At 72.0% G+C, this 22,565-nt stretch carries 21 protein-coding genes, 6 tRNA genes and 1 pseudogene; 9 read left to right on the top strand and 19 right to left on the bottom strand.

Annotated elements, in window-relative coordinates; translation table 11 throughout:
* Nucleotides 1–45: 45 nt before the first annotated feature.
* From ACYVOO_RS14725 to ACYVOO_RS14695, 7 genes and pseudogenes are all read right to left on the bottom strand, one after another.
* On the bottom strand, nt 46–2,808 hold the full coding sequence (locus ACYVOO_RS14725; protein ID WP_461016094.1) for an exo-rhamnogalacturonan lyase family protein: 2,763 nt from the start codon (nt 2,806–2,808) through the stop codon (nt 46–48).
* A 125-nt stretch (nt 2,809–2,933) separates the two neighbouring features.
* Nucleotides 2,934–3,647: a DUF624 domain-containing protein gene (locus ACYVOO_RS14720; RefSeq protein ID WP_461016093.1), complete on the bottom strand. Its 714-nt coding sequence runs from the start codon at nt 3,645–3,647 to the stop codon at nt 2,934–2,936.
* Complete coding sequence (locus tag ACYVOO_RS14715) at nt 3,644–4,555, bottom strand: carbohydrate ABC transporter permease (protein WP_461016092.1); 912 nt, start codon at nt 4,553–4,555, stop codon at nt 3,644–3,646. The genes ACYVOO_RS14720 and ACYVOO_RS14715 overlap by 4 nt, the downstream gene beginning before the upstream one ends.
* The gene (locus ACYVOO_RS14710) at nt 4,552–5,496 is read right to left on the bottom strand and encodes a carbohydrate ABC transporter permease (RefSeq protein WP_461016187.1); all 945 of its coding nucleotides are present in this window, start codon (nt 5,494–5,496) and stop codon (nt 4,552–4,554) included. The genes ACYVOO_RS14715 and ACYVOO_RS14710 overlap by 4 nt, the downstream gene beginning before the upstream one ends.
* A gap of 67 nt (nt 5,497–5,563) precedes the next feature.
* Nucleotides 5,564–6,793, bottom strand: a complete 1,230-nt coding sequence (locus ACYVOO_RS14705) for an ABC transporter substrate-binding protein (protein ID WP_461016186.1) — start codon at nt 6,791–6,793, stop codon at nt 5,564–5,566.
* A 556-nt stretch (nt 6,794–7,349) separates the two neighbouring features.
* Nucleotides 7,350–7,421: transfer RNA gene (locus ACYVOO_RS14700), tRNA-Val, on the bottom strand.
* Between the two features lie 70 nt (nt 7,422–7,491).
* Nucleotides 7,492–7,779, bottom strand: a pseudogene (locus tag ACYVOO_RS14695) (TIGR02611 family protein); the annotation flags it as partial.
* 190 nt (nt 7,780–7,969) lie between these two features.
* Between ACYVOO_RS14695 and ACYVOO_RS14690 the strand changes: the two are divergent.
* Complete coding sequence (locus ACYVOO_RS14690; protein ID WP_345744669.1) at nt 7,970–8,383, top strand: SsgA family sporulation/cell division regulator; 414 nt, start codon at nt 7,970–7,972, stop codon at nt 8,381–8,383.
* A gap of 212 nt (nt 8,384–8,595) precedes the next feature.
* Complete coding sequence (locus ACYVOO_RS14685) at nt 8,596–9,174, top strand: CGNR zinc finger domain-containing protein (protein ID WP_461016091.1); 579 nt, start codon at nt 8,596–8,598, stop codon at nt 9,172–9,174.
* A gap of 20 nt (nt 9,175–9,194) precedes the next feature.
* On the opposite strand, the gene ACYVOO_RS14680 is transcribed toward ACYVOO_RS14685, so the two are convergent.
* Nucleotides 9,195–9,578: a hypothetical protein gene (locus ACYVOO_RS14680; protein WP_461016090.1), complete on the bottom strand. Its 384-nt coding sequence runs from the start codon at nt 9,576–9,578 to the stop codon at nt 9,195–9,197.
* Between the two features lie 135 nt (nt 9,579–9,713).
* Nucleotides 9,714–10,229 carry a hypothetical protein gene (locus tag ACYVOO_RS14675; protein ID WP_461016089.1) on the bottom strand — a complete coding sequence of 172 codons (516 nt, stop codon included), beginning with the start codon at nt 10,227–10,229 and terminating at the stop codon, nt 9,714–9,716.
* A 128-nt stretch (nt 10,230–10,357) separates the two neighbouring features.
* Here ACYVOO_RS14675 and ACYVOO_RS14670 point away from each other — a divergent pair, with 128 nt between their 5' ends.
* Nucleotides 10,358–10,864 carry a DsbA family protein gene (locus ACYVOO_RS14670; protein WP_453350948.1) on the top strand — a complete coding sequence of 169 codons (507 nt, stop codon included), beginning with the start codon at nt 10,358–10,360 and terminating at the stop codon, nt 10,862–10,864.
* A 103-nt stretch (nt 10,865–10,967) separates the two neighbouring features.
* Here ACYVOO_RS14670 and ACYVOO_RS14665 read toward each other — a convergent pair.
* The 4 genes from ACYVOO_RS14665 to ACYVOO_RS14650 form a co-directional block, all read right to left on the bottom strand.
* Nucleotides 10,968–11,842, bottom strand: a protein-coding gene (locus ACYVOO_RS14665; protein ID WP_461016088.1) for an IS5 family transposase whose coding sequence is annotated in 2 segments (ribosomal slippage) — nt 10,968–11,452 and nt 11,452–11,842 — 876 coding nt in all. Because the reading frame shifts where the segments join, the coding sequence is not laid out codon by codon here.
* Between the two features lie 44 nt (nt 11,843–11,886).
* Entirely contained in the window at nt 11,887–12,729 is an 843-nt protein-coding gene (locus ACYVOO_RS14660) for a GNAT family N-acetyltransferase (protein ID WP_461016087.1), read from the bottom strand.
* A 94-nt stretch (nt 12,730–12,823) separates the two neighbouring features.
* Entirely contained in the window at nt 12,824–13,645 is an 822-nt protein-coding gene (locus tag ACYVOO_RS14655; RefSeq protein WP_461016086.1) for an aminotransferase class IV, read from the bottom strand.
* Nucleotides 13,642–14,778, bottom strand: coding sequence for a chorismate-binding protein (locus ACYVOO_RS14650; RefSeq protein ID WP_461016085.1), 1,137 nt, complete (start codon nt 14,776–14,778; stop codon nt 13,642–13,644). Before ACYVOO_RS14650 ends, ACYVOO_RS14655 begins: the two co-directional genes overlap by 4 nt.
* A 151-nt stretch (nt 14,779–14,929) precedes the next feature.
* Here ACYVOO_RS14650 and ACYVOO_RS14645 point away from each other — a divergent pair.
* From ACYVOO_RS14645 to ACYVOO_RS14625, 5 genes are all read left to right on the top strand, one after another.
* Nucleotides 14,930–15,002 (top strand) — tRNA-Gly (locus ACYVOO_RS14645).
* 28 nt (nt 15,003–15,030) lie between these two features.
* A tRNA-Cys gene (locus ACYVOO_RS14640) sits at nt 15,031–15,104 on the top strand.
* 1 nt (nt 15,105) lies between these two features.
* A tRNA-Val gene (locus ACYVOO_RS14635) sits at nt 15,106–15,177 on the top strand.
* A 35-nt stretch (nt 15,178–15,212) separates the two neighbouring features.
* Nucleotides 15,213–15,284, top strand: a tRNA-Val gene (locus tag ACYVOO_RS14630).
* Between the two features lie 59 nt (nt 15,285–15,343).
* A tRNA-Val gene (locus ACYVOO_RS14625) sits at nt 15,344–15,415 on the top strand.
* 74 nt (nt 15,416–15,489) lie between these two features.
* Here the strand turns inward: ACYVOO_RS14625 and ACYVOO_RS14620 are convergent.
* The 4 genes from ACYVOO_RS14620 to ACYVOO_RS14605 all read right to left on the bottom strand — a co-directional run bounded on the left by ACYVOO_RS14620 (nt 15,490) and on the right by ACYVOO_RS14605 (nt 17,996).
* The gene (locus ACYVOO_RS14620; protein ID WP_453345114.1) at nt 15,490–15,816 is read right to left on the bottom strand and encodes a TFIIB-type zinc ribbon-containing protein; all 327 of its coding nucleotides are present in this window, start codon (nt 15,814–15,816) and stop codon (nt 15,490–15,492) included.
* Between the two features lie 101 nt (nt 15,817–15,917).
* Nucleotides 15,918–16,997, bottom strand: coding sequence for a phosphotransferase (locus tag ACYVOO_RS14615; RefSeq protein ID WP_461016084.1), 1,080 nt, complete (start codon nt 16,995–16,997; stop codon nt 15,918–15,920).
* Nucleotides 16,998–17,302: 305 nt separating this feature from the next.
* Nucleotides 17,303–17,512: a hypothetical protein gene (locus ACYVOO_RS14610; RefSeq protein ID WP_453345113.1), complete on the bottom strand. Its 210-nt coding sequence runs from the start codon at nt 17,510–17,512 to the stop codon at nt 17,303–17,305.
* Nucleotides 17,513–17,753: 241 nt separating this feature from the next.
* A complete protein-coding gene (locus tag ACYVOO_RS14605) occupies nt 17,754–17,996 on the bottom strand; it encodes a hypothetical protein (protein WP_453345112.1) in 243 nt (80 codons plus the stop codon).
* 244 nt (nt 17,997–18,240) lie between these two features.
* On the opposite strand from ACYVOO_RS14605, the gene ACYVOO_RS14600 reads away from it, so the two are divergent.
* The gene (locus tag ACYVOO_RS14600) at nt 18,241–19,599 is read left to right on the top strand and encodes a serine/threonine-protein kinase (RefSeq protein ID WP_461016083.1); all 1,359 of its coding nucleotides are present in this window, start codon (nt 18,241–18,243) and stop codon (nt 19,597–19,599) included.
* A 699-nt stretch (nt 19,600–20,298) separates the two neighbouring features.
* Here ACYVOO_RS14600 and ACYVOO_RS14595 read toward each other — a convergent pair.
* Entirely contained in the window at nt 20,299–21,102 is an 804-nt protein-coding gene (locus ACYVOO_RS14595) for a TrmH family RNA methyltransferase (RefSeq protein WP_453345110.1), read from the bottom strand.
* A gap of 53 nt (nt 21,103–21,155) precedes the next feature.
* Nucleotides 21,156–22,370 carry a uroporphyrinogen-III C-methyltransferase gene (gene cobA, locus ACYVOO_RS14590; RefSeq protein WP_461016082.1) on the bottom strand — a complete coding sequence of 405 codons (1,215 nt, stop codon included), beginning with the start codon at nt 22,368–22,370 and terminating at the stop codon, nt 21,156–21,158.
* Between the last annotated feature and the right edge of the window lie 195 nt (nt 22,371–22,565).

The following is a 22,565-nucleotide window of genomic DNA, read 5'->3' as shown; positions in this document are numbered from 1 at the left end:
CCGGGACGGGGCAAGCCCCAAGCCCCCTCCCGGCACCCGGTCGCGTCACGGCATGGCGTCCCCGATCAGCGCCAGGTTCTGGATGGCCGCGAGCCCGTACTGCGCCGTGGTGTTCGTGGACACCCACGTGGCCTCTTCGGCGGGGTTGAGCACGTCGGGCCCTTCCCGTCGCTCCGCCTTCCACGGCAGGCTCGGCGCGTAGCCGTCGCCCGTGTCGAACTCCCGCCAGGCGCGCTTGGCGAGGGCTTCGTCGTCGAGCCGTACGGCGGCGTACGCGGTGAGGCGCGAGTGGCCCTGGCGCAGGATGAGGTTGCCGAAGTCCTGCCCGTACTCGGCCTTCTGCTCGGCCTTGGAGGCGTTGAAGTAGCGGCAGTAGGCCAGCCACGCCTTCTCGAACTCCGGCATGTCCACGAGGCCGATGACCTCGGCGCACATCTCCACGAGCCCGAAGACGGCGGAGAGGTGGGAGACGGAGACCTTCTTCTCCTCCGGGACGGCGAACTTCCCGGTGTCGATGTCGTAGAGTCCGCCGCCCGCGACGAAGCCGTTCGGGGTCGCCGCGATGGTCTCCATGGTGCCCAGCAGCTTCTTCCTCGCCGCCTTCCACTGAGGCCCGCGCCGCTCCCACTCGGTGAGCCACGCCGCTGCCAGCCCGCTCCAGTCGGTGCCGAAGCCGATCGACAGGGCGTGCGGGTCCGGCTCGTAGTCGGTGTCCTCGCGCACCTTGCGCAGCGGGTCGAGCACCAGGAAGGTCTTCTCGGAGTCCCACAGCGCGTGCATGAGGTCGCCGGTGCGTTCGTCGGCGGTGAGGTAGTAGAAGAAGCGCCGGTAGGCGGCGGTGGAGATGCGCTGCTGCTTGGCGCTGTCCGCGTAGTGCTGGACGCCGTGCCGGGTGCCGAGACCCGCCCATTTGCCCAGGTGGTAGACGTCGACCTCGCCTGTGTGCCGCGTCATGGCCTCGGCGAAGCGGTACACGTCCGCTCGGCCCGAGCGCAGATACGCGTACCAGAGCCACAGGTCGGGCGACAGCTCGGAGTTGTCCCAGGCGTAGCCGCCCACGTCGTAGCGCCAGTTGTGCCGGTCCTCGTCGTAGGTGTGCATGATGTCGCCGTGGTCCCAGAAGCCGTACCAGCGGCGGGAGTCGACCTGGCCCTTGTGGAAGTCGAAGAGGAAGTCGAGGTGGTCCTCGACGGCCTTCTTCGCGGGCGTGGAGCGGTCGACGGGTGACCAGAGCCCGCCGAAGACGCCCGCGCCGTGCAGCTGCTCCGGCGGCGCGACGAGCTGGGGCGGCGTGCGTACGGCCGCTGCCTGTTCGACGAGCGTCGCGGCCGACGGGGTGGACTCGTTGGCCCAGAAGAGGAGTTCGCTGGTGCGGGCGATGCCGTACGGGGTGCCGAACCCGGGCTCGTAGTCCTCGTAGGTGATCTCCAGGCCCTCCAGTTGCTCCGCGTAGGTGTCCTGGCCCATGCCGTCGTGGTAGAAGCGCAGGTCCATCGGCCGGGCCTCGGGCGACCAGAGCCAGAGGGTGACCTCGGCCTCCGCTCCCCCGGCGCCGCGGATGTCGAGCTGGGTGGGGTGGCGCTCCCAGAAGTCGCGCAGCCCGAAGGAGAGTCCGCCGCTCGGCCCGCCGACGTAGCCGAAGCCCCCGGCACGCCCGCCGCCTCCCGCGGGGATCCAGCCGTGGCCCGCCTTGGTGCGCTTGCGCAGCGTGAAGCCGTCGGCGGAGAGCTGCGCGAGGGTGTAGTCGTTCCACTCGGGGATGAGGTGCAGCCGCTTGGTGACGCGCTCGTCCCAGGTGGCCGGGTCCGGCAGCTTCACGCCCTTGACCTGCGCGGCACGCACCGCAGCGCCGGGGTCGCGGCGCAGCCCCGTCACGCCCTTGACGGCCTCGGTGAGGAATCCCTTGCCCTCGCCCGCGATACGGATGTGGCGGTCGTAGCTCTCGTCACGCATCGGGACGGTGAAGCGGACGCCGAGGCCGCGGATGAAGTCCTTCTGCTCGTCGCCGTCGAAGGTGATCGTGTGCACCATGCGGAACGCGTCGGAGCCGGCGGTGAAGTACAGCCTGACGCTGAAGGGCAGCCAGCCATGCCCGCCGCGTCCGTCACGCCCGCCGCGCCCTCCGCGCCGGTGCTCGCCGTCGAGGCGTACGACCGCGCGCACCGGGCCCTCCTGCTCGACGGTGGTCTTCGTGACGGCGCTCTCGAAGTCCTCCCACGCCTCCGAGCCCTTGTCGCCCTCGCCGACGCGGCCCTGGCGCAGCAGCACGAGCCTGCCGCTCGAAGCGATCCGGGTACCGCTGCGGGTGACGCTGCGCACGAGGGCGCTGCCGCCGGTGCCGAGCCGGGCGACGACGGTGCCGGTGTCCACGACGACGGCGCCGTGCTCGCGGGTCACCTTGACGGCGTGTGCGGGCTTCGCCGGTTCGCCCTGGGCGAGGGTGAACCGCTTCGCGCTCCCGGCCTCCGGGCCGACGGCGTGGGCCGTCCACTTGAGGGTGCCGTCGGGCCAGTAGGCGGTGGGCCAGGACTGGAGCGGCACCTTGGCGCCGTCGGCCGCTGTGAGCGCGAAGGCGGTGCCGGCGCGCACGCTGCCCTGCGGCCAGGGGACGCCGAAGGTGCTGCCGGGGGCGCGGCCGAGACCGCCGTCCTCCAGCCAGCCGATCTCGACGGGCTCCTGGGCTTCGCGCCGCGCCCGCGCGGCGTGCGCGGGGGCGCCGCCCAGCAGCCAGGACGCCTGACCGGCCGTGGCCGCTGCGGCCGTGACGGTTGCCGTCCTGAGCACGCTTCGCCTGGGGATCGGGGACATGTCGGCTCCACTTCTGGTGTGTGCGGGTGGCGGGGTGCGGGGTGCTGCTGTGTGACGGGTGTGGTGTGCCGCGTGCTGTGTACGGGCACGGGTGAGGGGCCGGGGGGGGGCGGGTCCGGTCGGTCTCAGCCCGTGCCGTCGGTACGGGACGCGGCGGGCTCGTCCGGGGCGGGCATGCGCGGCACGCCCGTCGAGCCCGTACGGCGGTCCACCGCCACCGCACACGCCGCCAGGCAACCCAGCGCCGGGATCAGCAGCGGCGGCAGCATCCACCCCGCGACCGCCACCACGGCCAGCCCTCCGGCCAGCAGCCAGGAGCCGCCCCTGTCCTCGGAGCAGGCCCGGCGCAGCGCGTCGGAGAAGCCCGTGCTCCCCCAGTCGCTCCGGCGGCCCGGTCCCGTACGGGGTGCCGACGGATCGCCGGGACGCCAGGCCGACGCGGCACGCAGCCCCGCCACCACCACGACCAGCCCGCCCAGTACGCTGACCGCCGCCAGCGCGGGCCCGCCGGGCAGCAGCCCAGAGGCGGCGATCCGCCAGTCGAGGCCCAGCAGGGCCAGGGCGCCCCACCACAGCAGCGAGAAGCGCCAGCCCTCGCGTGTGGCGTCCCGGAGCGCCGCGGCGAACTCGCGCCGCCCCGCCGGTTCGCCGTCGAGGTACCGCCTCAGATGCGTGCAGGCGGCGGCGTACGAGGGCAGCAGCGTGACCAGGGGCAGCGCGCCGAGCACGAGCCAGAACCCGGCGAGCACGCACTCGGCGAACAGCGCGAACCGGCCCTCACCGAACCGCACCCCGGCTCCGGCTCCGACTCCGGCCGCCTTCGTCCCGGCAGCCCTCATCCCTTGAGCCCCGAGGTCGTCGCGCCCTCGACGAGAAAGCGCTGGAAGGCGAGGAAGAACAGCAGCACGGGCAGCAGCGCCATCAGGGACATGGCCATCATGCCGCCGTAGTCGGCGAGCGTGCCCTCGTCCATGAACATCTTGAGCGCCATGGAGACCGGGTAGTTGCCGGGGTCGTTGAGGTAGATCAGCGGACCCATGAAGTCGTTCCAGGTCCAGATGAAGGTGAAGATGGCGCTGGTGATCAGCGCGGGGCGGCACAGGGGCAGCACCACGGACCAGTAGATGCGCCCGTGCCCGCAGCCGTCGAGCCGCGCGGCCTCGTCCAGTTCCAGGGGGACGCCGCGCATGAACTGCACCATCAGGAAGATGAAGAACGCCTCGGCCGCGAGGTACTTGCCGATCAGCAGCGGTACGTAGGTGTCCACCAGCGCGAGCTTCTGGAAGAGGATGTACTGCGGGATGAGCATGACGTGCACCGGCAGCAGCAGCGTCGAGATCATCATCGCGAAGAGCACGTTCCGTCCGGCGAAGCGGATGCGCGCGAAGGCGTAGGCGGCGAGCGAGCAGGAGAAGAGCACGCCGAGCACGGCGCCGCAGGACAGCATCGCGGAGTTCACGAAGAACGCCCACAGGGGGTAGCCGCCGAGCCCTTCCGTCAGCCGCTCCAGGTTGTCCAGTACCGGCTGTGCGGGCAGCAGCTCGGTGCTGCCGATGATCTTCCTGCCGTCCTTGAACGTCGCGCCGACCACCCACACGACGGGGTAGAGGACCACGCACAGGATCAGCAGCGCGCCCGCGTGCCAGCCCAGCGAGCGCGCCGCGCGCCGGGGGTCGCGCCGCCACCGCGCGCGGGAGGGGGCCGAGGGGGCCGCCGCCGTGCCGGGTACCGCGCCGTGGGCCGTCATCGGGTGTCCCCCTCGTAGTGCACCCAGCCGCGCTGGGTCCTGAACAGGAGCACGGTCACCAGGCCGACGCCGAGCACCAGCATCCAGGCCATCGCGGAGGCGTAACCCATCCGCTGCTCGGAGAACGCCTTGAGATAGAGGTAGAGCGTGTAGAATAGCGTCGTGTCGTCCGGGCCTCCCTTGCCGAGGCTGACCACGTACGACGAGGTGAAGACCTGGAAGGAGTGGATGAGTTCGAGGAGCAGGTTGAAGAAGATGACCGGCGAGAGCAGCGGCACGGTCACCGACCGGAACCGGCGCCACGCGCCAGCGCCGTCCAGCTCCGCCGACTCGTACAGGTCGCGCGGTATCTGCTTCAGACCGGCCAGGAAGATGACCATGGGCGCGCCGAACTGCCACATCGTCAGCAGGACGAGGGTGTACGCCGCCAGGTCGACGTTGCCGATCCAGCCTCCCAGCTCGACGCCGAACAGGCGCAGCCCCTTGTCGACAGCGCCGTCGTCCTGGAAGAGGGCGCGCCAGACGATGCCGACGCCGACGCTCGCGCCGATGAGCGAGGGCGCGTAGAAGGCGGCGCGGTAGAAACCCTGGCCCTTGCGCGGCCTGGCCAGCAGCAGGGCCACGCCCAGCGCCGCTGCGAGCTTGAGCGGGGTGGCGATGACCGCGTACTTCACGGTGACCTCGACGGAGGTGAGCCAGCGCGGGTCCTCGAACAGCTCGCGGTAGTTGCCGAGCCCGATCCAGCGGGGCGAGGCGAAGAGGTCGTAGTCGGTGAAGGAGAGGTAGAGCGAGGCGGCCATGGGGCCGAGGGTCAGCAGCAGCATCCCCAGGCACCACGGCGTCAGGAAGACGTATCCGGCGAGGCTTTCGCGACGGGCGCGGCGCTTGCGCGCGGCTTCGCCCGGTCCGGCACGGCGGGCCCCGCCGGACTCGCCCCGCACGGCACCCCGACCCTTGACAGCCGGGGCGCCCGTGGCGGCCGGGAGGGTGGTGGTCACGGTCTTCACGTCAGGACCCCAGCGCCTGCTCGGCCTCCGAGAAGAACTGGTCGACGCCCTCGTCCACGGACTTCTTCCCGTGCGCCACGTCCTGCCAGATGCGCAGCAGCGCCGCCTCGACGACGTCGGTCCCGTCGGGCTGCGGCGTCATGGGCTCGATGACGCCCGCCTTCTCCACCTTCTCCTCGTACTCCGCGATCATCTTGTCCGGACCCGTGGGTTCAAACGCGTCGTACTGTTCTTCGGTGGCGAGAATCCCCCGGTTGTATCCCATGATTTTCCCGACCTCTGGATCGTGCACCATGAAGTCGATGAATTTCGCGACCTCTTCGGGATGACGGGTCTTCGCGTAACCGCTGAGGAAGAGCGAGGAGAGATACTGCCCGGTCTTCTTTCCATCGGTTGTGGGGAGGGGAGCGAGCGCGAATTTCCCCTCCTCCTCCGCCTCGGCGGAGAATCGCACGATGAAATTGTCCCATTGGTACTCGGACTTGGAGAATCCAGCGCTGAGCAACGCCTTGGGCGCGATCTGGTCCGCCTTCTTCTGCGGGACAAAACGGCCGTCTTCGATGCCCGCGTACTGCTCTTTCCAGTGCGCCGTCAGATCCGCCTTGCCGAAGCCCAGTTGGCCGTCTTCGGTGAAGAACTGCTTGCCCTGCTGACGCAGCAACAGATCGTAGTGGTACATGACCCCGGCGGGAGTCGTGGCCTGGAACCCCTCGGCCTTGAGCTTGTCGACGGCCTTCTCGTAGTCGTCCCAGGTCCAGCCCATCCCGGGCTCGACCCCGATGCGCTCGAACGCCTCGACGTCGTAGATGAGACTGAACGTGTTGGCCCCTACGGGCACGCCCCAGAGCTTCCCGTCCACCTCACCGGCCTTCTCCAGACCGGCGCGGAAGCCCTTCATGTCGAGGTTGCCCTTGTCCACCTGCGACGACAGGTCGAGCAGGGTCTTCCTGTCGCCGTACTTCCGCATGAAGGCGGCGGCGTTCTGGAAGACGTCGGGGGCGCCGCCGCCCGACGCCTGGGTCGCGAACTTCTTCCAGAAGTCCTCGTACTCCTGGAACTCCGGCTTTACATTGATGCCGGGGTGCTCCTTCTCGAAGAGCGCGATGCTCTTCTTGATCATCTCGGCCCTGGTGGCGTCGCCCCACCACGCGTAGCGGATGGTGACCTTGCCGCCCGCCCCGTCGTCTCCCCCGCCCCCGACACCTCCGCACCCGGCGGCCAGCAGCGCCATCGTGGCCACCGCCGCGACCGCCGTATACCGTCTCCGACCTGCGCCGGAACACATCCGGCCGCTCCCGCTACGCAACGCACCCATGACTCGCCCTCCCCAGGCAGGAGGCGCCTGCTCAACCCTCGCGCACCACTGCCCCGGCTAGATTGAAACGTTTAACGCAAGCGCTTGCCGGGAGAATCTAAGGACGCGCCCGCAAGCCGTCAACGGTTGGGACAGGATCGACATGAAGCGCTTCCCCGCCGGGGGCGCAGCGCAAGATCCATGGTGCACCGCCGCCCTCCGGCACGGGGCAGCGGGAGCCGGAGCGGTGGGCGGCGCGAGGCGCTGCGCGGCGCAGCCGAGCAGGCCCGGACCGGGAGCCGCCGGGGGGCGCGGCGAGGCGGAGCCGAGCAAGCCCGCCCCGCACCCCGCGACGTACCGGCACCCGCCACTCCGCTCCCGGCGGGGGGTGCGGGTGGCGAAGCCCCCGCCGACGCGAGGCGAAGCCGAGCAGAACACGAAGCAGGCGACGCGGTCCACGCCTTCCGTGGACACACGTCGCCTGTCGACTGCGTGGGCGATACTGGGTTCGAACCAGTGACCTCTTCGGTGTGAACGAAGCGCTCTTCCGCTGAGCTAATCGCCCGGGTGCGGCGACAACATTACCGCATGTCAGAGCGTGGTCATGACCGCGTGCGCCCCTCGCGGCGCGCGGCCCGTTCGGCGCGGCGCCGCTTCGCCAGCGCGGTCCACTCGTGCAGCTTCCGCTTCGTCCAGCGCAGCACGCGCTGCGCCCAGGGGAACTCCGTGGCCCACACACCGATACCCGCGAAGATGATCAGCCAGCCGGGCCCCGGCAGCGGCAGAAGAATCACGCCGCCCACGACGACGGCGAGTCCGATCAGGAAGATCACGATCTGCCAGCTCACATGCAAGGGCCTCGAAGACTTGATGAACCGCGGCGCTCGGGAACCCAGCGGTTTTTCGCTACTCTCCGCACTCATACCGCAAAGGTACCGGAACCAGACGCCTTCACCGGAATGGCCGTACGCCACAAAATTGTGATCCGCCGTATGAAGGACTTCATCTCCCACAAATCGGTCGGAGGGGTTTACAACCCGCCCGTATGTGGCATGTCGATTTCGCCGACGTGCGAATCCCCGAGCGCACACTGAGCGAAAGGCCCTGGCGCTTATGAACACCACGGTCAGCTGCGAGCTGCACCTGCGCCTCGTTGTTTCGAGCGAGTCCTCACTGCCTGTACCCGCGGGCCTGCGGTACGACACGGCCGACCCCTATGCCGTGCATGCCACCTTCCACACCGGAGCCGAGGAGACCGTCGAGTGGGTATTCGCCCGCGATCTCCTCGCCGAGGGGCTGCACCGGCCCACCGGCACCGGAGACGTCCGGGTGTGGCCCTCCCGCAGTCACGGCCAAGGAGTCGTGTGCATCGCCCTCAGTTCGCCCGAGGGTGAGGCTCTGCTCGAAGCCCCGGCGCGGGCCCTGGAATCCTTCCTCAAGCGAACCGACGCGGCTGTGCCGCCCGGCACGGAGCACCGCCACTTCGACCTCGACGCGGAACTCTCACACATCCTCGCGGAGAGTTGAGAGGCTGACAGCAACAGAGCAGCCGGTTCACCGCAGCCGTCCGACTCGGGGCGACGGCTTCGGCCCGGAAAACCGTTCACGGCACACAGGGACACCACAGAGACACACAGGGAAGCCGCCTCCGCCCTTCTGGCGCGGGGGCGGCTTCCCTGTGCCGGGGAACGACTAGTCTCTGCGCATCGGACCCTACGGCGCACGCCCAGGAGCGACCTGTGCAGATCAATCACGACACCCGCTGCGCGCTCGACGACGTGGTCGACCTGCTGAACACCTGCGCCGACGGTGAGGCACCGGACACCCTGGCCTCCGTGACCGACCTCCGCGCCTACGTCGAGCGCAACGACGTGAGCGACGTGGGCACGCTCACCGAGGCCGATCTGCGGGCCGTGCGGTCGGTACGGGAGCGGTTCGCGCGGGTCTTCGCGGCGGAGGACGCGCGTACGGCGTCGGAGCTGATCAACGCGCTGGTCGCCGAGGCGGGGACGACTCCGCAGCTCACCGACCACGACGGCTACGACTGGCACGTGCACTACTTCGCGCCCGGCGCCTCCGTCGCTGACCACTTGGCGGCCGACGGCGGGATGGCCCTGGCCTTCATCATCGTCTCGGGCGAGCGGGACCGACTGCGGCGCTGCGGGGCCCCGGACTGCGGGCGCGCCTTCATCGACCTGTCCAGGAACCGTTCGCGCCGCTACTGCGACAGCCGTACCTGCGGCAACCGTCTGCACGTGGCCGCCTACCGCGCGCGACAGCGCGAGTCGGCCGCGACCGCCGAGTCCGCGGGCGGCTGAGCGGCCCTCCGCTCGCGGGCTCACAGCAGGAACAGGTCGTGCGCGCCCGTGATGGCGAACAGGACGGCGATGAACGCGAGGAAGAACATCAGCGGGGGCTGCGAGAGCGCGTAGAGGCAGCCACGCGCTTCCTCGGCCTCCGGGGCCGGGACCGGGGCCGGAGACGGGACCGGGGGTGGCGGCGAAGGCGCGAGGTCGGTCTCAGCGGGGAGCGCGAGAGGCGCGAGGGGCGGCTCGGCCGGGGTCAGGAAGGGGTCCGGCGGGAGCGTGCGCTGCGGTGCTTGATGCGGCAGGGATCGAAGGGACGGCAGGGGCACCGGGGTCACCGCGGGCACTGGCGGCGCGAGGGGTGCGGCGGTGGGCTCGTCGAGCGCGAGCGGGGAGTTCGGCGGCGTCGTGTCCATCTCGTCGCGATGATGACGCAGCCGGACCCGCTCAGGTGTCCCAACACACCCTTTCCGGGAACGAGTTCCTCACATTCCGTGGTTTCTCCTGGTTACCGGCCCGTCAGCGCTCCGGAGCGGCTAGGCCGAGTCGTCCTAGATGCCGTGCTTCTTGAGGATCGCCTCGATGTCGGAGAAGTCCTCGCCGTCGCCCGCGGAAGCGGACCTTCCCGCCGGTTTCCCCGCGCCGCGCGCGGGCGCCGCCTGGGCCGTCGTGCCGGGGGCCGGGGCGCGGGAGCCGCCCAGCGCGGGGGCGCCCGCCGACGGCGCGACGGAACCGGCGCCGCTCGCGCGCGCTGCGGCGCGGCGCTCCTTGCGGGTGGCCCGGCTGCCGCCCGCGAGCCGCGCTATCACGTAGAGCACGACGGCGAAGGCGAGCACCCCGAAACCGGCCCAGACGGTGGGCTTCAGCACCAGATCGGAGGCCCACGTGCCGACGGCCTTCCCGATCTTCCCGGCGAGACCGACCAGACCGGCCATCGCCAGGCCCACGGGCAGCAGGGAGAAGGCCGCTATACGGGTGGCGGCGGCATAGCGGCGGCGGAAGGCCGTCAGGAAGGCGACGGCCAGACCGGCCGCCGAGAGCGCGGCACAGACGGTCGTGGTCAGCATCCCTCCATCCTGCACCGTTACGCGCTGATGGGGCCATGTCCGCCGTCACGGTTCAGGGACATCTCCGGGTCGGGTCCGGGTCCGGCGTCGTTCGCGAGGAGGGGAAGGTGGCTGAGAGACTGTGGGGCATGAGCGATGCCCCGACCTCCCGCCCCGTGCTCGACTACTGGTGCGAGCTTCAGTGCCCCGACTGCCACCGGGCCCAGGACGACCTGCGTGCCCTGCGCGAGCGGTACGGGACACGGCTGGAGATCCGGCTGCGCCACTTCCCCCTGGAGAAGCACAAGCACGCGTTCGCGGCGGCCCAGGCCGCCGAGGAGGCGTACATGCAGGGCAAGGGCGACACCTATGTGGAGGCCGTGCTGGCGCGCAACGCCGAGCTGGCGACGCGGGGCGAGCCCGTGCTGCTGGAGGTGGCACGCGAACTGGGCCTGAACGCCGAGGAGTTCGACACAGCGCTGATCGACGGACGGCACCTGCTGATGGTCGACGCCGACCAGGCCGAGGGCAAGGCACTCGGTGTGACGGGCACCCCGACGTATCTGATCGGCGGGGAGCTGCTGGACGGCAGCAAGAGCCAGGAGGGGCTGCGGGAGCGGATCGAGGAGATCACCGACGGTCTGCTCGCGGGCTGAGCCTCGCCTGACCGGGCCTCGCTGGGCCTGGCCGCCGGGCCTCGCCTGCCCTGGCCCCGTCCGACCGGACCGCCGGGCCTAGGGTCTGTTGCGAAAGTGCTGGTCACAGCCACTCATTGAGGGTTGCGACCAGCACGGTCGCTTCGTAGCGGACGGCGAGTTTGTCGTATCTGGTGGCGACCGCGCGGTGCCGCTTGAGTCGGTTGATGCCGCACTCGACCGCGTGCCGCTGCTTGTAGTCGGTCTTGTCGAACGCCGGGGGCCGTCCGCCGTGCGAGCCGCGCTTGTGCCGGTTGCGGACGCGGTCCGCAGGGACCGGAACCGTCGCTTTGATACCGCGCCTGCGCAGGTAGGAGCGGTTCTGGCGGGAGTCGTACGCCTTGTCGGCGCGCACGCGGTCCGGCCTCGTGCGTGGCCGCCCCCGGCCACGCCTGGGCACCCGGATGGCTTCCAGTACCGGTTGGAACTGAGGGGAGTCACCCCGCTGCCCGGCAGTGATTACGACGGACAAGGGCTTCTGCCCCTGTTCGACGGCGAGGTGGATCTTGCTGGTCAGTCCGCCTCGGGAGCGTCCGAGTCCGTGGTCGCCCGGCTCGGCGGTGATCCCACCGGGCGGTTCCTTTTGGAGATCCCCCTTTTCGCCGCACCGGCGGCGTGCTGGTGGGCCCGGCAGACCGTGGAGTCGACGTTCACCTCCCAGGTGATCAGGCCCTTCGCGTCGGCCTCGGTCTGGAGCTGGGTGACGATCCTCGCCCAGGTACCGTCCCGCTGCCAGCGCCGGAAGAGGTCATAGACCCGGTCCCACGGCCCGTACCGTTCCGGCACATCACGCCAGGGGGCACCCGTCCGGGTCCGCCACCGTATGCCGTCTATCAACTGCCGCCGCGTCCACACCTGCGGACGGCCCGACTTGATGCCCCGCGGCAGCAGCGGCTCAAGCCGGGCCCACTGCTCGTTCGTCAGATCCCCACGTCCCACAAGACATGATCATCAACGAACAAGATCAACTTTCGCAACAGGTCCTAGCCGAGCGGCTTGACGAAGTGGTGTTCCACGGGCCGGTAGCCCAGTGACTCGTAGAGCCGCAGGGCCGGAGTGTTGTCGGCGTAGACGTTGAGTCCCAGCACCCGTCCGCCCGCGGCGAGCGCCTCGTGCTCGGCGACGCGCATCAGCGTGCGCCCGTGCCCCTGCCCGCGCCGCTCCTCGGCCACCTCGACCGTGAACACCCAGGAGTCCACGTCCGCCCGGGGCGCGAGGCCCGAGGCGACCCAGAGCGTGCCCACCTTCGCACCCTCGTGGACGAGCACGCGCAGGGCCGCCCCCGTGCTGGCGGCGCCGCGCGGGAGATAGCGGCGGTAGACCTCCTCCGACCGCGCCGCGGCCTCGTCGTCCGGTACGCCCTGCTCACGCAGGAGCAGGAGCTGTTCCCGGCGCTCGCGCGCGAACCAGTCCCCGAACTCCTCCTCCGTCATCGGGCGCGCCACGCTGCCCCGCGACAGCCGGGGCTCGTCGCCCAGCTCCTTGAGCATGTTCCGGCTGCGCTCCCGGTAGCCGAGCGCGGCGGCGAGGTTCAGCGCCGCGCGCGCCCTGGCGGGCACGCCCGCCTCGACCCTGCGGCAGCCCCAGCCGCGCAGCACTTCCTCCGCCGCCAGCGCGGCGACGGTGCCCCGGCCGCGCCGCTGCTCGCGCTCGTCTATGACGAGCTGCTCGACCCGGCCGACGGCGGTCCCGGCCCCGTGCCGGACGTCGGCCGCCAGCCGGATGACGCCGACGGGCCGGCTGTTGACGCAGACGTCGTACGAGCGGGAGCGGGAACCGTCCTCGGCGCGCTCCTCGGGCCCAGTGGGGCGCAGGGTGGTGGTCACCGCACGATTTCTACCGGCTGAGGGCCGCCGCGTCACGCGATTACGGCCCCGGAACGCCTTTTCGGAGCGTGGTCTCCGGGGCCTTCGGAGGCTCTCAGGGGTCGATGTCGGCGGCGGCGCGCTCGTCGAAGACCCGCATCGCCTTCGCCGTCACCGGGCCGGGGGCACCGGGCAGTTCGCGCCCGTCGACGCGCCGCACGGCCTGGACGTCGCGCAGGGTCGAGGTCAGGAAGATCTCCTCGGCGCTCTCCAGCGCTTCCATGGGCAGGTCGGTCTCCTTGGCGCCCGTCCACTCGACGGTCAGGGCGCGGGTGATCCCCGCGAGGCAGCCCGAGGCCAGCGGCGGGGTGTGCAGCTCGCCGTCGAGGACGACGAAGACATTGGTCCCGGTGCCCTCGCAGAGCCGTCCGCGGGTGTTCGCGAACAGCGCCTCGCTGGCGGCCTGCTGGTGCGCGCGGGCGAGGGCCACGACGTTCTCGGCGTACGAGGTCGTCTTGAGCCCTGTCAGCGCGCCACGCTCGTTGCGGGTCCAGGGCACGGTGATCACCGAGGTGGCGTCGGGGCGCCGCGTGGCCTCGCCGAGGGCGACGACGAGGGTGGGCCCGGCCTCGCCCCGGTCGGAGCCGAGCGGGGAGACCCCGCCGGTGTAGGTGACGCGCAGCCTCCCGAACGGCACCGGGTTCGCCTCGGTGACCGCCTCGCAGGCACGGCGCACCTCGTCGCGGTCGGGCTCGGGCAGGCCGAGCCCGCGCGCCGAGGCGGCGAGCCGGTCGAGGTGGCGCGAGAGCGCGAAGGCGCGCCCGTGGGTGGTCTTGACGGTCTCGAAGACGCCGTCGCCGACCGTCAGCCCGTGATCGAGCACGGAGACGCGCGCGCTCTCCGCGTCCCGGAGTCCGCCGTCGAGCCAGATCTTCAAGGGGCTCTCCTTCCGCTCGCGCTCTCACTCGTACCGCTCGTGTACTGCCGCGCGGCGCCGGTGTCCGCCGCGTACGCTCCCGACGCTACCGCGAGCAGCCTGGACGCCTTCAGTTCGGTCTCCGCCCACTCCCGCTCCGGGTCCGAGCCCCAGGTGATCCCGGCCCCGGTACCGAAGCGCAGCACGGACCCGCCTGGCACGTCGCGCTCGATCCAGAAGGTGCGGATGCCGACGGCCAGCTCGCCCGTGCCGCTGTCCGCGTCGACCCAGCCGACACCGCCGCAGTACGGGCCGCGCGGCGCCGTCTCCAGTTCCCCGATGACGCGCAAGGCGCTGGGCTTGGGCGCTCCGGTGACCGAGCCGGGCGGGAAGGTGTCCCGCAGCAGCTCGGGCCAGCCGGCACCGGGGGCCAGCTCGCCCCTGACGGTGGAGACGAGGTGGACGAGCCCCGGGTGTGCCTCGACCGCGCAGAGTGCGGGGACGGTGACGGAGCCGGTGGCGCAGACGCGGCCCAGGTCGTTGCGGACCAGGTCGACGATCATGACGTTCTCCGCGTGGTCCTTCTCCAGCAGATCGTCCGCCGTGCGCCCGGTGCCCTTGATGGGCCCCGAGGTGACGGTGCTCCCCTCGCGGCGCAGATACAGCTCGGGGGACGCGGTGGCGACCTCGACGCCGTGTGCGGGAAGCCGGACGGTGCCCGCGTAGGGCGCTGGGTTGCCCTGCGCGAGGAGGGCGGCGAGGTGGTCGATGTCGGAGGCGTGGGGGCGCGGGTCGGGCAGCGGCGCGGTGAGGACGCGGCAGAGGTTCGCCTGATAGACCTCACCGGCCGCGATGTGCTCGCGTATGCGCCGTACTCCCGCCGTGTAGGCGGCGCGGTCCAGTGAACCGCTCCAGTCCTCGGGCGCGGGCCCGTGCCATCCCGTGCGCGGCCGGGCGGCGGCCCGGCCGCCGTGCGACCCGTCGCGCACGGTGCCCCGTACGTCGCCGAAGCGGGCGCAGACCAGCCCGCCCTCGAAGTCCGCCACCACCGCCCACCAGCCGGAGGACTCCAGGGCCGCGGGGTCGCTGGTGACGTCGCGCAGGTCCGTGGCGACGAGTCCGCCGAAGCGGGCGAGCGGAGAAGGGTCGTGCACGTGAACGAGTCTATGGGGGCCGCGGACGTCCACGCGGAGGTGGATGAGGGGTTGCTGACCGGCCACGCTGCGGAAACGGAATTTGAGCTGGCCCCAGAATCCGCTAGAGTTCAACACGTCGCCGGGACGCGAGAGCGGGCCGGAGACACGTGCGGACGTAGCTCAGCTGGTAGAGCATCACCTTGCCAAGGTGAGGGTCGCGAGTTCGAATCTCGTCGTCCGCTCTGAGTGGGGGTCTCCGGATCCCCCCTCGGTGGAGTGGCCGAGAGGCGAGGCAACGGCCTGCAAAGCCGTCTACACGGGTTCAAATCCCGTCTCCACCTCCAAGGACGATTAGCTCAGCGGGAGAGCGCTTCCCTGACACGGAAGAGGTCACTGGTTCAATCCCAGTATCGTCCACTGGTCCGCAAGGACCTTGATCCGCAAGGATCCCCGCGCGATTAGCTCAGCGGGAGAGCGCTTCCCTGACACGGAAGAGGTCACTGGTTCAATCCCAGTATCGCGCACGCGAAGGCCCCCTGACCGGGGGCCTTCCGCACGAGAGAGCACGAAGAGCAGGACCCGAGGACGATTAGCTCAGCGGGAGAGCGCTTCCCTGACACGGAAGAGGTCACTGGTTCAATCCCAGTATCGTCCACACCCACCGAGGGCCCGGCCGCACAGCGGCCGGGCCCTCGGCTTTGCGCGCCCCCGATGCTGTCCCGCGAGGGCTCAGGAGGAGAACAGCATGTGGCCGAAGCTCTTCTTGTGACGGTAACCGTGGGGTCCGTGGTGGCCGTGCTGCCCGTGCTGGCCGTGGTGCGCGGCGCCCCAGGCCGGGCCCGCCGGGTACGCCTGCGGCGCCGGTCCGCCGTGCATCGGCGCACCACCGGGCGGGGGCGGCGGGGCTGCCTGCTGCGACCACTGGGACTCCAGCCGGGCCAGGGCCTCCAGCTCGCCGTAGTCCAGGAAGATCCCCCGGCAGCCGCCGCACTGCTCTATCTGAACTCCGTTGCGGTTGTACGTCTGCATGAACGCGCCGCACTTCGGACACTGCATGATCTGTACCTCTCCTCGCCGATCGGCCCTACGGCTCGCGGTTCGTTCGCCGCGGGTGCCTTCGGTCGTGTCGCTGGCCCACCACCCTACGGCCCGCCGGTTCAAGGCAGTTCGGCGACGGCGGCGATACGGGCGCAGGCGTCCACGCACGCCTCCTCATCCCCGTCGAGGGGGCGGCGGGCCGCGTACGCCTTGGTGAGGGCGAGGGCGGCTATCTGCGCCGTCAACGCGCGGGCCGGGGCGTCGAGACGGGGCCAGGGGTCGCGGCCCGCGGTGCCGTTCGCCGACTGATAGGCGCCCAGGAAGCGGTCCCACTCGGCGGGCGGCAGCACGCCCGCCGCGTACCAGGCGGCGGGGCGCGCGAGGTCCCAGGCGGGGTCGCCGAGGCCCACGTCGTCGACGTCTATCAGCTTCCAGGGGCCGTCGGGCGCGGGGTGGCGCACCAACTGGCCGAGGTGGAAGTCGCCGTGACACAGGGCCAGGGGGGCATCGGGCGCGGCGGAGCCGTCCGAGGGGGCCGCGTGGCGCGGGTCCGGGATCCGGGGCGCGCCCTCGGGCTCCTGCGCGCGGCACCAGGCGGGAAGCCCGGCCCAGGCGCCCGCGACCGCGCGCGCTGCCGGGTGGTCCGGCGGCACCGTCGCCCGCATCCGGGCCAGGGCGCGGGCGGCCTTCACGGGGCCGCGCATGGGCGGGAGCGGTCCGGTGAGACCGGCAGAGAGGGCGAGGGGCGGCACGGCGTGCAGCCGCGCGAGAAGAGCGCCCGCCTCCTCCCAGGGCGCGGCCGACGGGTCCTCGGGGTCCACCGGGGAACCGTAGGGCCACAGGCTGGCGGCGCGGCCGTCCGGCAGCGGGGACGAGAGGGGCGTGGCGGACCGGTACGGGGTGGCGGGGGTGGCGGGCAAGGGGGCGAGCAGCACGCTCGCGAGGCGCGGGTGCGCCGCGGCCTGGAGCCGGACGGTCAGAGCCGCGGGGTCCGAGTCCGAGGCGTGGGCCTTGGCGACGACATCGCCGAGCCGTACGACGGTGCCGTCCGGGCGGTCGGCCAGCACGGCGGGCTCCGCCGCGGTGCTCCCCCGCGCTCGCCCTCGGTGCGGGTGCGGGTGCGGCGCGGGGCGCCGTGGTGGCGAGGGCGCCGCGGCACGGGCCAGGACGGCCAACTGTCCGGCGAGCGTCGGATGCACGGTCCCCCTTCGTACGGGCGGAGTGGGCCGCACCGCCGTGCTGGTGTCGGCCCCGCCTCCGCGTTTACCTGCCGCGATCGTACGCAGCCGCACTGACAACGCCCGACGGGCGAGGGTCACGGCGCGAGGCGCGAGGCGCGAGGCGCGGGGGCCGGGGGATGTGCTGGCGCGGGGCGGAAAAGGGCGAGGTCCGGGCAGCTCCCCAGCTGCCCGGACCTCAATGCCGTCCGCCGCACCCCCGTCCCCACGGGGCTGATGGCCGGATGTCCCCGACTCGGGCCGCTCTCCCGAGCCCGGGGCACCGCTCAGTGCCCCAGCATTCCAGCCACGGACGACGCCTGTGTGGCCACCATTTCCACCGCGCCGAAGGCGACGGCGAGGATGATGGCGAGAGGGAGGACCATGGCCGCCGCCACCAGCGGATGGCGACGGCCGCCCGGACGGGTGCCGAAGGCCGCGACAGCCGCCAGTCGTCCCTGCTCCCGAGGTGCCGTGCGCCCTGCTGTGTGCGCCATGGTCTGCTCCTGTCATGTCTGGGGCGGCGGGCGTCTGACCTCGGGGGACGAGTGCTGCACCCGCCGCTTGTCCACAACATTAGGCGCGGGGCGCGAGCCCGGCGTCATGCCCGCGTACCGACTCGATGGCCTCCCGCAGGATGACTCCGGGACCCCACGAATACTCCCCAGGGTGGAGGCCCGCTCGTACATCCCAGGGTCTTCCCCTACAGGGGACCGGCCCCCGGGGCCGGATGCCTGGTCAGCGCACCGCCTCGACCGCGTCGTCCTGGCGCGGAACGGGATGCTCCACCAGGGCCAGCACACGGTTCGCCATGAAGCGCGCGGTGCGCACGACCGAACCACTTCGGGTGACTTCGCTCACTTCCACCACCCCCCTGCGCACCTGTGTCTCGATCCTCCGGCCCGCTCTGGCGGCCACCATTTCGTACGTACGAGTCGAGTCACCGGCGTCCACCACTATCTCCACCCAGTCACCTTTCACTCCGTCAATCCCCCTTCCGTGACGGCGCATTGGCACTGCGGAGACCTGGCACGCCCCGCCACGGCGCGCCCTGTGCCCATGACTCCAGGATCCCACCGGGTACTGACAATCCGTCCTGCGCCGCGTGCGCGGCCTATCGTCGCTACGCGGCAGCAGTCCGTAAGCTGTGCCTCGTCAGACGGACCAGCAGCGGAAGGGGCCTCCCCCGGAGGAAGGGGCCTCCCACCGGAGGTAGGGGAACGACATGGCGATGATGCGGCTCCGACGCGAGGACCCGCGTGTCGTCGGCTCGTTCAGGCTCCACCGGCGCCTGGGCGCCGGCGGAATGGGCGTGGTCTATCTCGGTTCCGACCGGCGCGGGCAGCGCGTCGCGCTCAAGGTGATCCGGCCCGATCTGGCCGAGGACCCCGAGTTCCGCTCGCGCTTCGCCCGCGAGGTGTCAGCGGCCCGGCGCATCCGCGGCGGCTGCACGGCGCGGCTGGTGGCCGCCGATCTGGAGACGGACCGGCCGTGGTTCGCGACGCAGTACGTGCCAGGCCCCTCGCTGCACGACAAGGTCAACGAAGGCGGCCCGCTGCCGCCCTCTCAGGTCGCCTCCATCGGCGCGGCGTTGGCCGAGGGCCTGGTGGCCGTGCACGAGGCGGGGGTGGTCCACCGTGACCTCAAGCCGTCGAACATCCTGCTGTCGCCCAAGGGCCCGCGCATCATCGACTTCGGAATCGCGTGGGCCACAGGCGCGAGCACGCTGACGCACGTGGGCACGGCGGTCGGCTCGCCCGGCTTCCTCGCGCCCGAGCAGGTGCGCGGGGCGCTGGTGACGCCCGCGACGGACGTGTTCGCGCTGGGCGCGACGCTGGCGTACGCGGCCACCGCCGACTCGCCCTTCGGACAGGGCAGTTCCGAAGTGATGCTGTACCGCGTGGTGCACGAGGAACCCCACTTGCAGGGGGTGCACGCCGCGCTGGCGCCGCTCATCCAGGCGTGCCTCGTCAAGTCCCCCGAGGAGCGTCCGAGCACGCTCCAGCTCTCGCTGCGGCTCAAGGAGATCGCCGCGCGGGAGGCGAGGGGGCTGCCCGATGCCGCGCCGCTCGCCGGGGCGCCCGGGGCGTCCGGGGCTGCGGGGCAGGGGGCCGTGGCGCCCAGCGGTACGGGGGCGCCGCGTCGACGGCCGCAGGGTGAGCGGCCCAGGGGGCGGAGCGCGGAAGAGTACGCGCGGCAGCACACGGAGCGGGGTGAGCGGGTTGAGCGGGACTCAGCGGGGGGCTCGCCGAGCGCGCCGCGTGCGTCGACGCCCCGTACGGGGGCGCGGGCCCGTGGTGGCGGTGACCGTCCGTCGAGGCCGTCGGGGAAGCGGCCGGCTTCGCGTGCGGGGGCGACGGGGGCGCGTCCTGGTACGCGTAACGCGGCTGGCAGACGTCCAGGGGCGAACCGGCGGCTGCTGCGGCAGCGGCTGGTGGTGTTCGTGACGGTGACGCTGCTGGTCGCGCTCGGTATCGCTGCGGCGCAGGGCTGCCAGGGCCCCTCCCGCGGCCTCGGCACCCCCCACCCCGCTCCCCCTGCGGCGCCCACGTCTCCGTCTCCCCTCCACGCTGACGACGACTGACGGCCCCTTCGCGGGGGGGCGGAAGGAAACGGGGATGCTTCGTTCGTCGGGGGTGTTGCGCGGGACGGTTGCCCTGTGTGGTGGGTGCCGTAGGGTCCCGCGCTGATTTTTGTGCCCCTGTCCGGGGGTGCCGTCGTGTGGCGGGGCGCCGTGTTCGGGTGCGGGCCGGTGGCTTCGGCGCGGCGTATGGACCGGTACGACGCGGCTGGCGCCGCGTGATTCATGGCTCGGGCCGGTGGTTGTGGGGTGCCTGGGTGGTTGGGGGTCGGCGCCGCGCCGGGGTGTCTCCTCGGCGTGAAGGTCTCGTTATCGGCTCTCCGCCGGTGACTTTCTCGACCTGCGGGGACACCCCACCGCACCACCTCCCACCCGGTGGCCAACAGCAGGTCGGTGCCCCTCCGCCTGTTCCCATGCTGTGGCCCGGTGCCTCATCGGCACCCATGCGCCCACCCCCGTACCGCGCCGGAGCGGCCCCGGCCGCCCTTGTTGTGGGCAAGCGTCCCGCTCGGCGAGGGGGCACCTCCCAGCGGTAGCTGGGGGAGGGTGGGCACAACCCGTGCCACCGGCCCGCCACACGCGAACGAACCCCCAAAGGGGCACCCACACCAGGCGCACCCCCACGAGAAACACGCACCCCGTGTGACCTTCACCCCGCACCCCGTGAAGGGGCACACCAGCGTGCAGGGGGAACCCTGCGTTTCATAGGGCGATGGCGTAGAACGCCACCGCCGCCGCCGCGCCCACGTTCAGGGAGTCCACGCCGTGGGACATGGGGATGCGGACCCACTCGTCGGCAGCCCTCAGTGCCTTCGTCGAGAGGCCGTCGCCCTCGGCGCCGAGCATCAGGGCCGCGCGGTCCATGCGCCGCGGGGCCGCCTCGTCGATGGGGACGGCCTTGGCGTCGGGGGTGAGCGCGAGCAGGGTGAAGCCCGCTTCCCGTACCGTCTCCAGGCTCTGCGGCCAGGCGTCGAGGCGGGCGTAGGGGACGGAGAAGACCGCGCCCATGGAGACCTTCACGGAGCGCCGGTAGAGGGGGTCGGCGCAGTCCGGGGAGAGCAGTACCGCGTCCATGCCGAGCGCGGCGGCGCTGCGGAAGATCGCGCCGATGTTGGTGTGATCGTTGACGGACTCCATGACGACCACGCGGCGGTTCTCCGCCAGGAGTTCGCCTGGCTCGGGCAGCGGCTTGCGCTGCATGGAGGCGAGGGCGCCCCGGTGCACGTGGTAGCCGGTGACGCGTTCGGCGAGTTCGGGGCTCACCGCGTAGACGGGTGCGGGCACCTCGTCGATGACGTCGCGCATGACGTCGACCCACTTGGCGGAGAGGAGCATGGAGCGCATGTCGTAACCGGCGTGCTTGGCGCGTCGGATGACCTTCTCGCCCTCGGCGATGAAGAGGCCCTCCTCGGGCTCGCGCTTCCGGCGCAGCTCGACGTCCGTCAGGCCGGTGTAGTCGCTCAGCCTGGGGTCGTCGGGGTCGGTGACGGTGATGAGTTCAGCCACAGGGTGATATTGCCTTGTCCCGCTTGAAGTGCCAATGCGTTCCCGCTGCCGGGCTACTCGCCCACGGCCACCACGTCGCCGATGACGATGACGGCGGGCGGGCGTACGGCCTCCGCCTCCGCGCGCTCGCGTACCGTCGCGAGGGTCGCGTCGACGCGGCGCTCGGTGGCCATGGTGCCCTCCTGGACGATGGCGACAGGGGTGTCGGCCGCGCGCCCGTGCCGCATCAGGGTGTCGGCGATGGCGCCGACGCGCTCGACGGCCATCAGCAGGACGAGGGTGCCGCGCAGCTTGGCGAGCGCTTCCCAGTCGACGAGGGAGCGCGGGTCGTCGGGGGCGACGTGGCCGCTGACCACGGTGAACTCGTGCGCGACGCCCCGGTGTGTGACGGGGATGCCGACGGCCCCCGGGACGCTGATGGCGCTGGAGATGCCGGGGACGACGGTGACGGGGATGCCCTCGTCGGCGAGCTGCTGGGCCTCCTCCATGCCGCGTCCGAAGACGAAGGGGTCGCCGCCCTTGAGGCGTACGACGGACTTGCCGGCCTTGGCGTGCTCGATCAGCGCGTTGTTGATGGCCTCCTGGGCCATCGCGCGGCCGTACGGGATCTTCGCGGCGTCGATGACCTCGACGTGCGGCGGGAGTTCGTCGAGCAGGTCGCGGGGGCCGAGGCGGTCGGCGACGACGACGTCGGCGTCGGCGAGGAGGCGGCGGCCCCGCACGGTGATCAGGTCCGGGTCGCCGGGGCCTCCTCCGACGAGGGCGACTCCGGCGGTGCGGGCACGGCGGTGCGGCGCCGCGAGGGTGCCGTCGCGCAGGCCTTCGACGACGGCGTCGCGCACGGCGGCGGAGCGGCGCGGGTCGCGCCCGGTGAGCACGGCGACGGTGACGCCCTCGCTGCGCCCCGTCGCGGGGGTCCAGGCGGTGGCGGCCTCCGCGTCGTCGCTGCGCACGCACCACACGCGGCGGGCCTCGGCCTCGGCGGAGACGGCGGCGTTGGTGGCGGGGTCGTCGGTGGCGACGAGCGCGTACCAGGCGTCGGCCAGGTCGCCCTCGGCGTAGGCGCGCCGCTCCCAGGCCAGCTCGCCCGCCTCGGCCATGGCCTCGACGGAGGGGGTGGCGGCGGGGGCGACGAGGGTGACGTCGGCGCCCGCCGCGAGGAGCGCGGGCAGCCTGCGCTGGGCGACCGTGCCGCCGCCGACCACAACGACGCGGCGTCCGGCCAGTCGGAGTCCTACGGGGTAGGCGGGGTGCTCGGTCTCGGGCATGACGCGTGCGGCTCCTTGCGTGGCGCGGGCCGCTGCGGCGGTGAAGCGGCGTAGACGAACGTGCTGGTGTGCGGGCGTGCGGTGTCGGCGTGCGGGTGTGCTGGACAGCCTAGGCGTGCGACGCGTCCGGCGCTGTTTCCCGGATCACTGGCAGGCTGCGGGGTGCGGCACAGGTGGGCCCCGTCCGTTCCGGTG

Source organism: Streptomyces daliensis (assembly GCF_054782395.1).
This window is presented reverse-complemented; position numbering and strand designations above follow the sequence as displayed.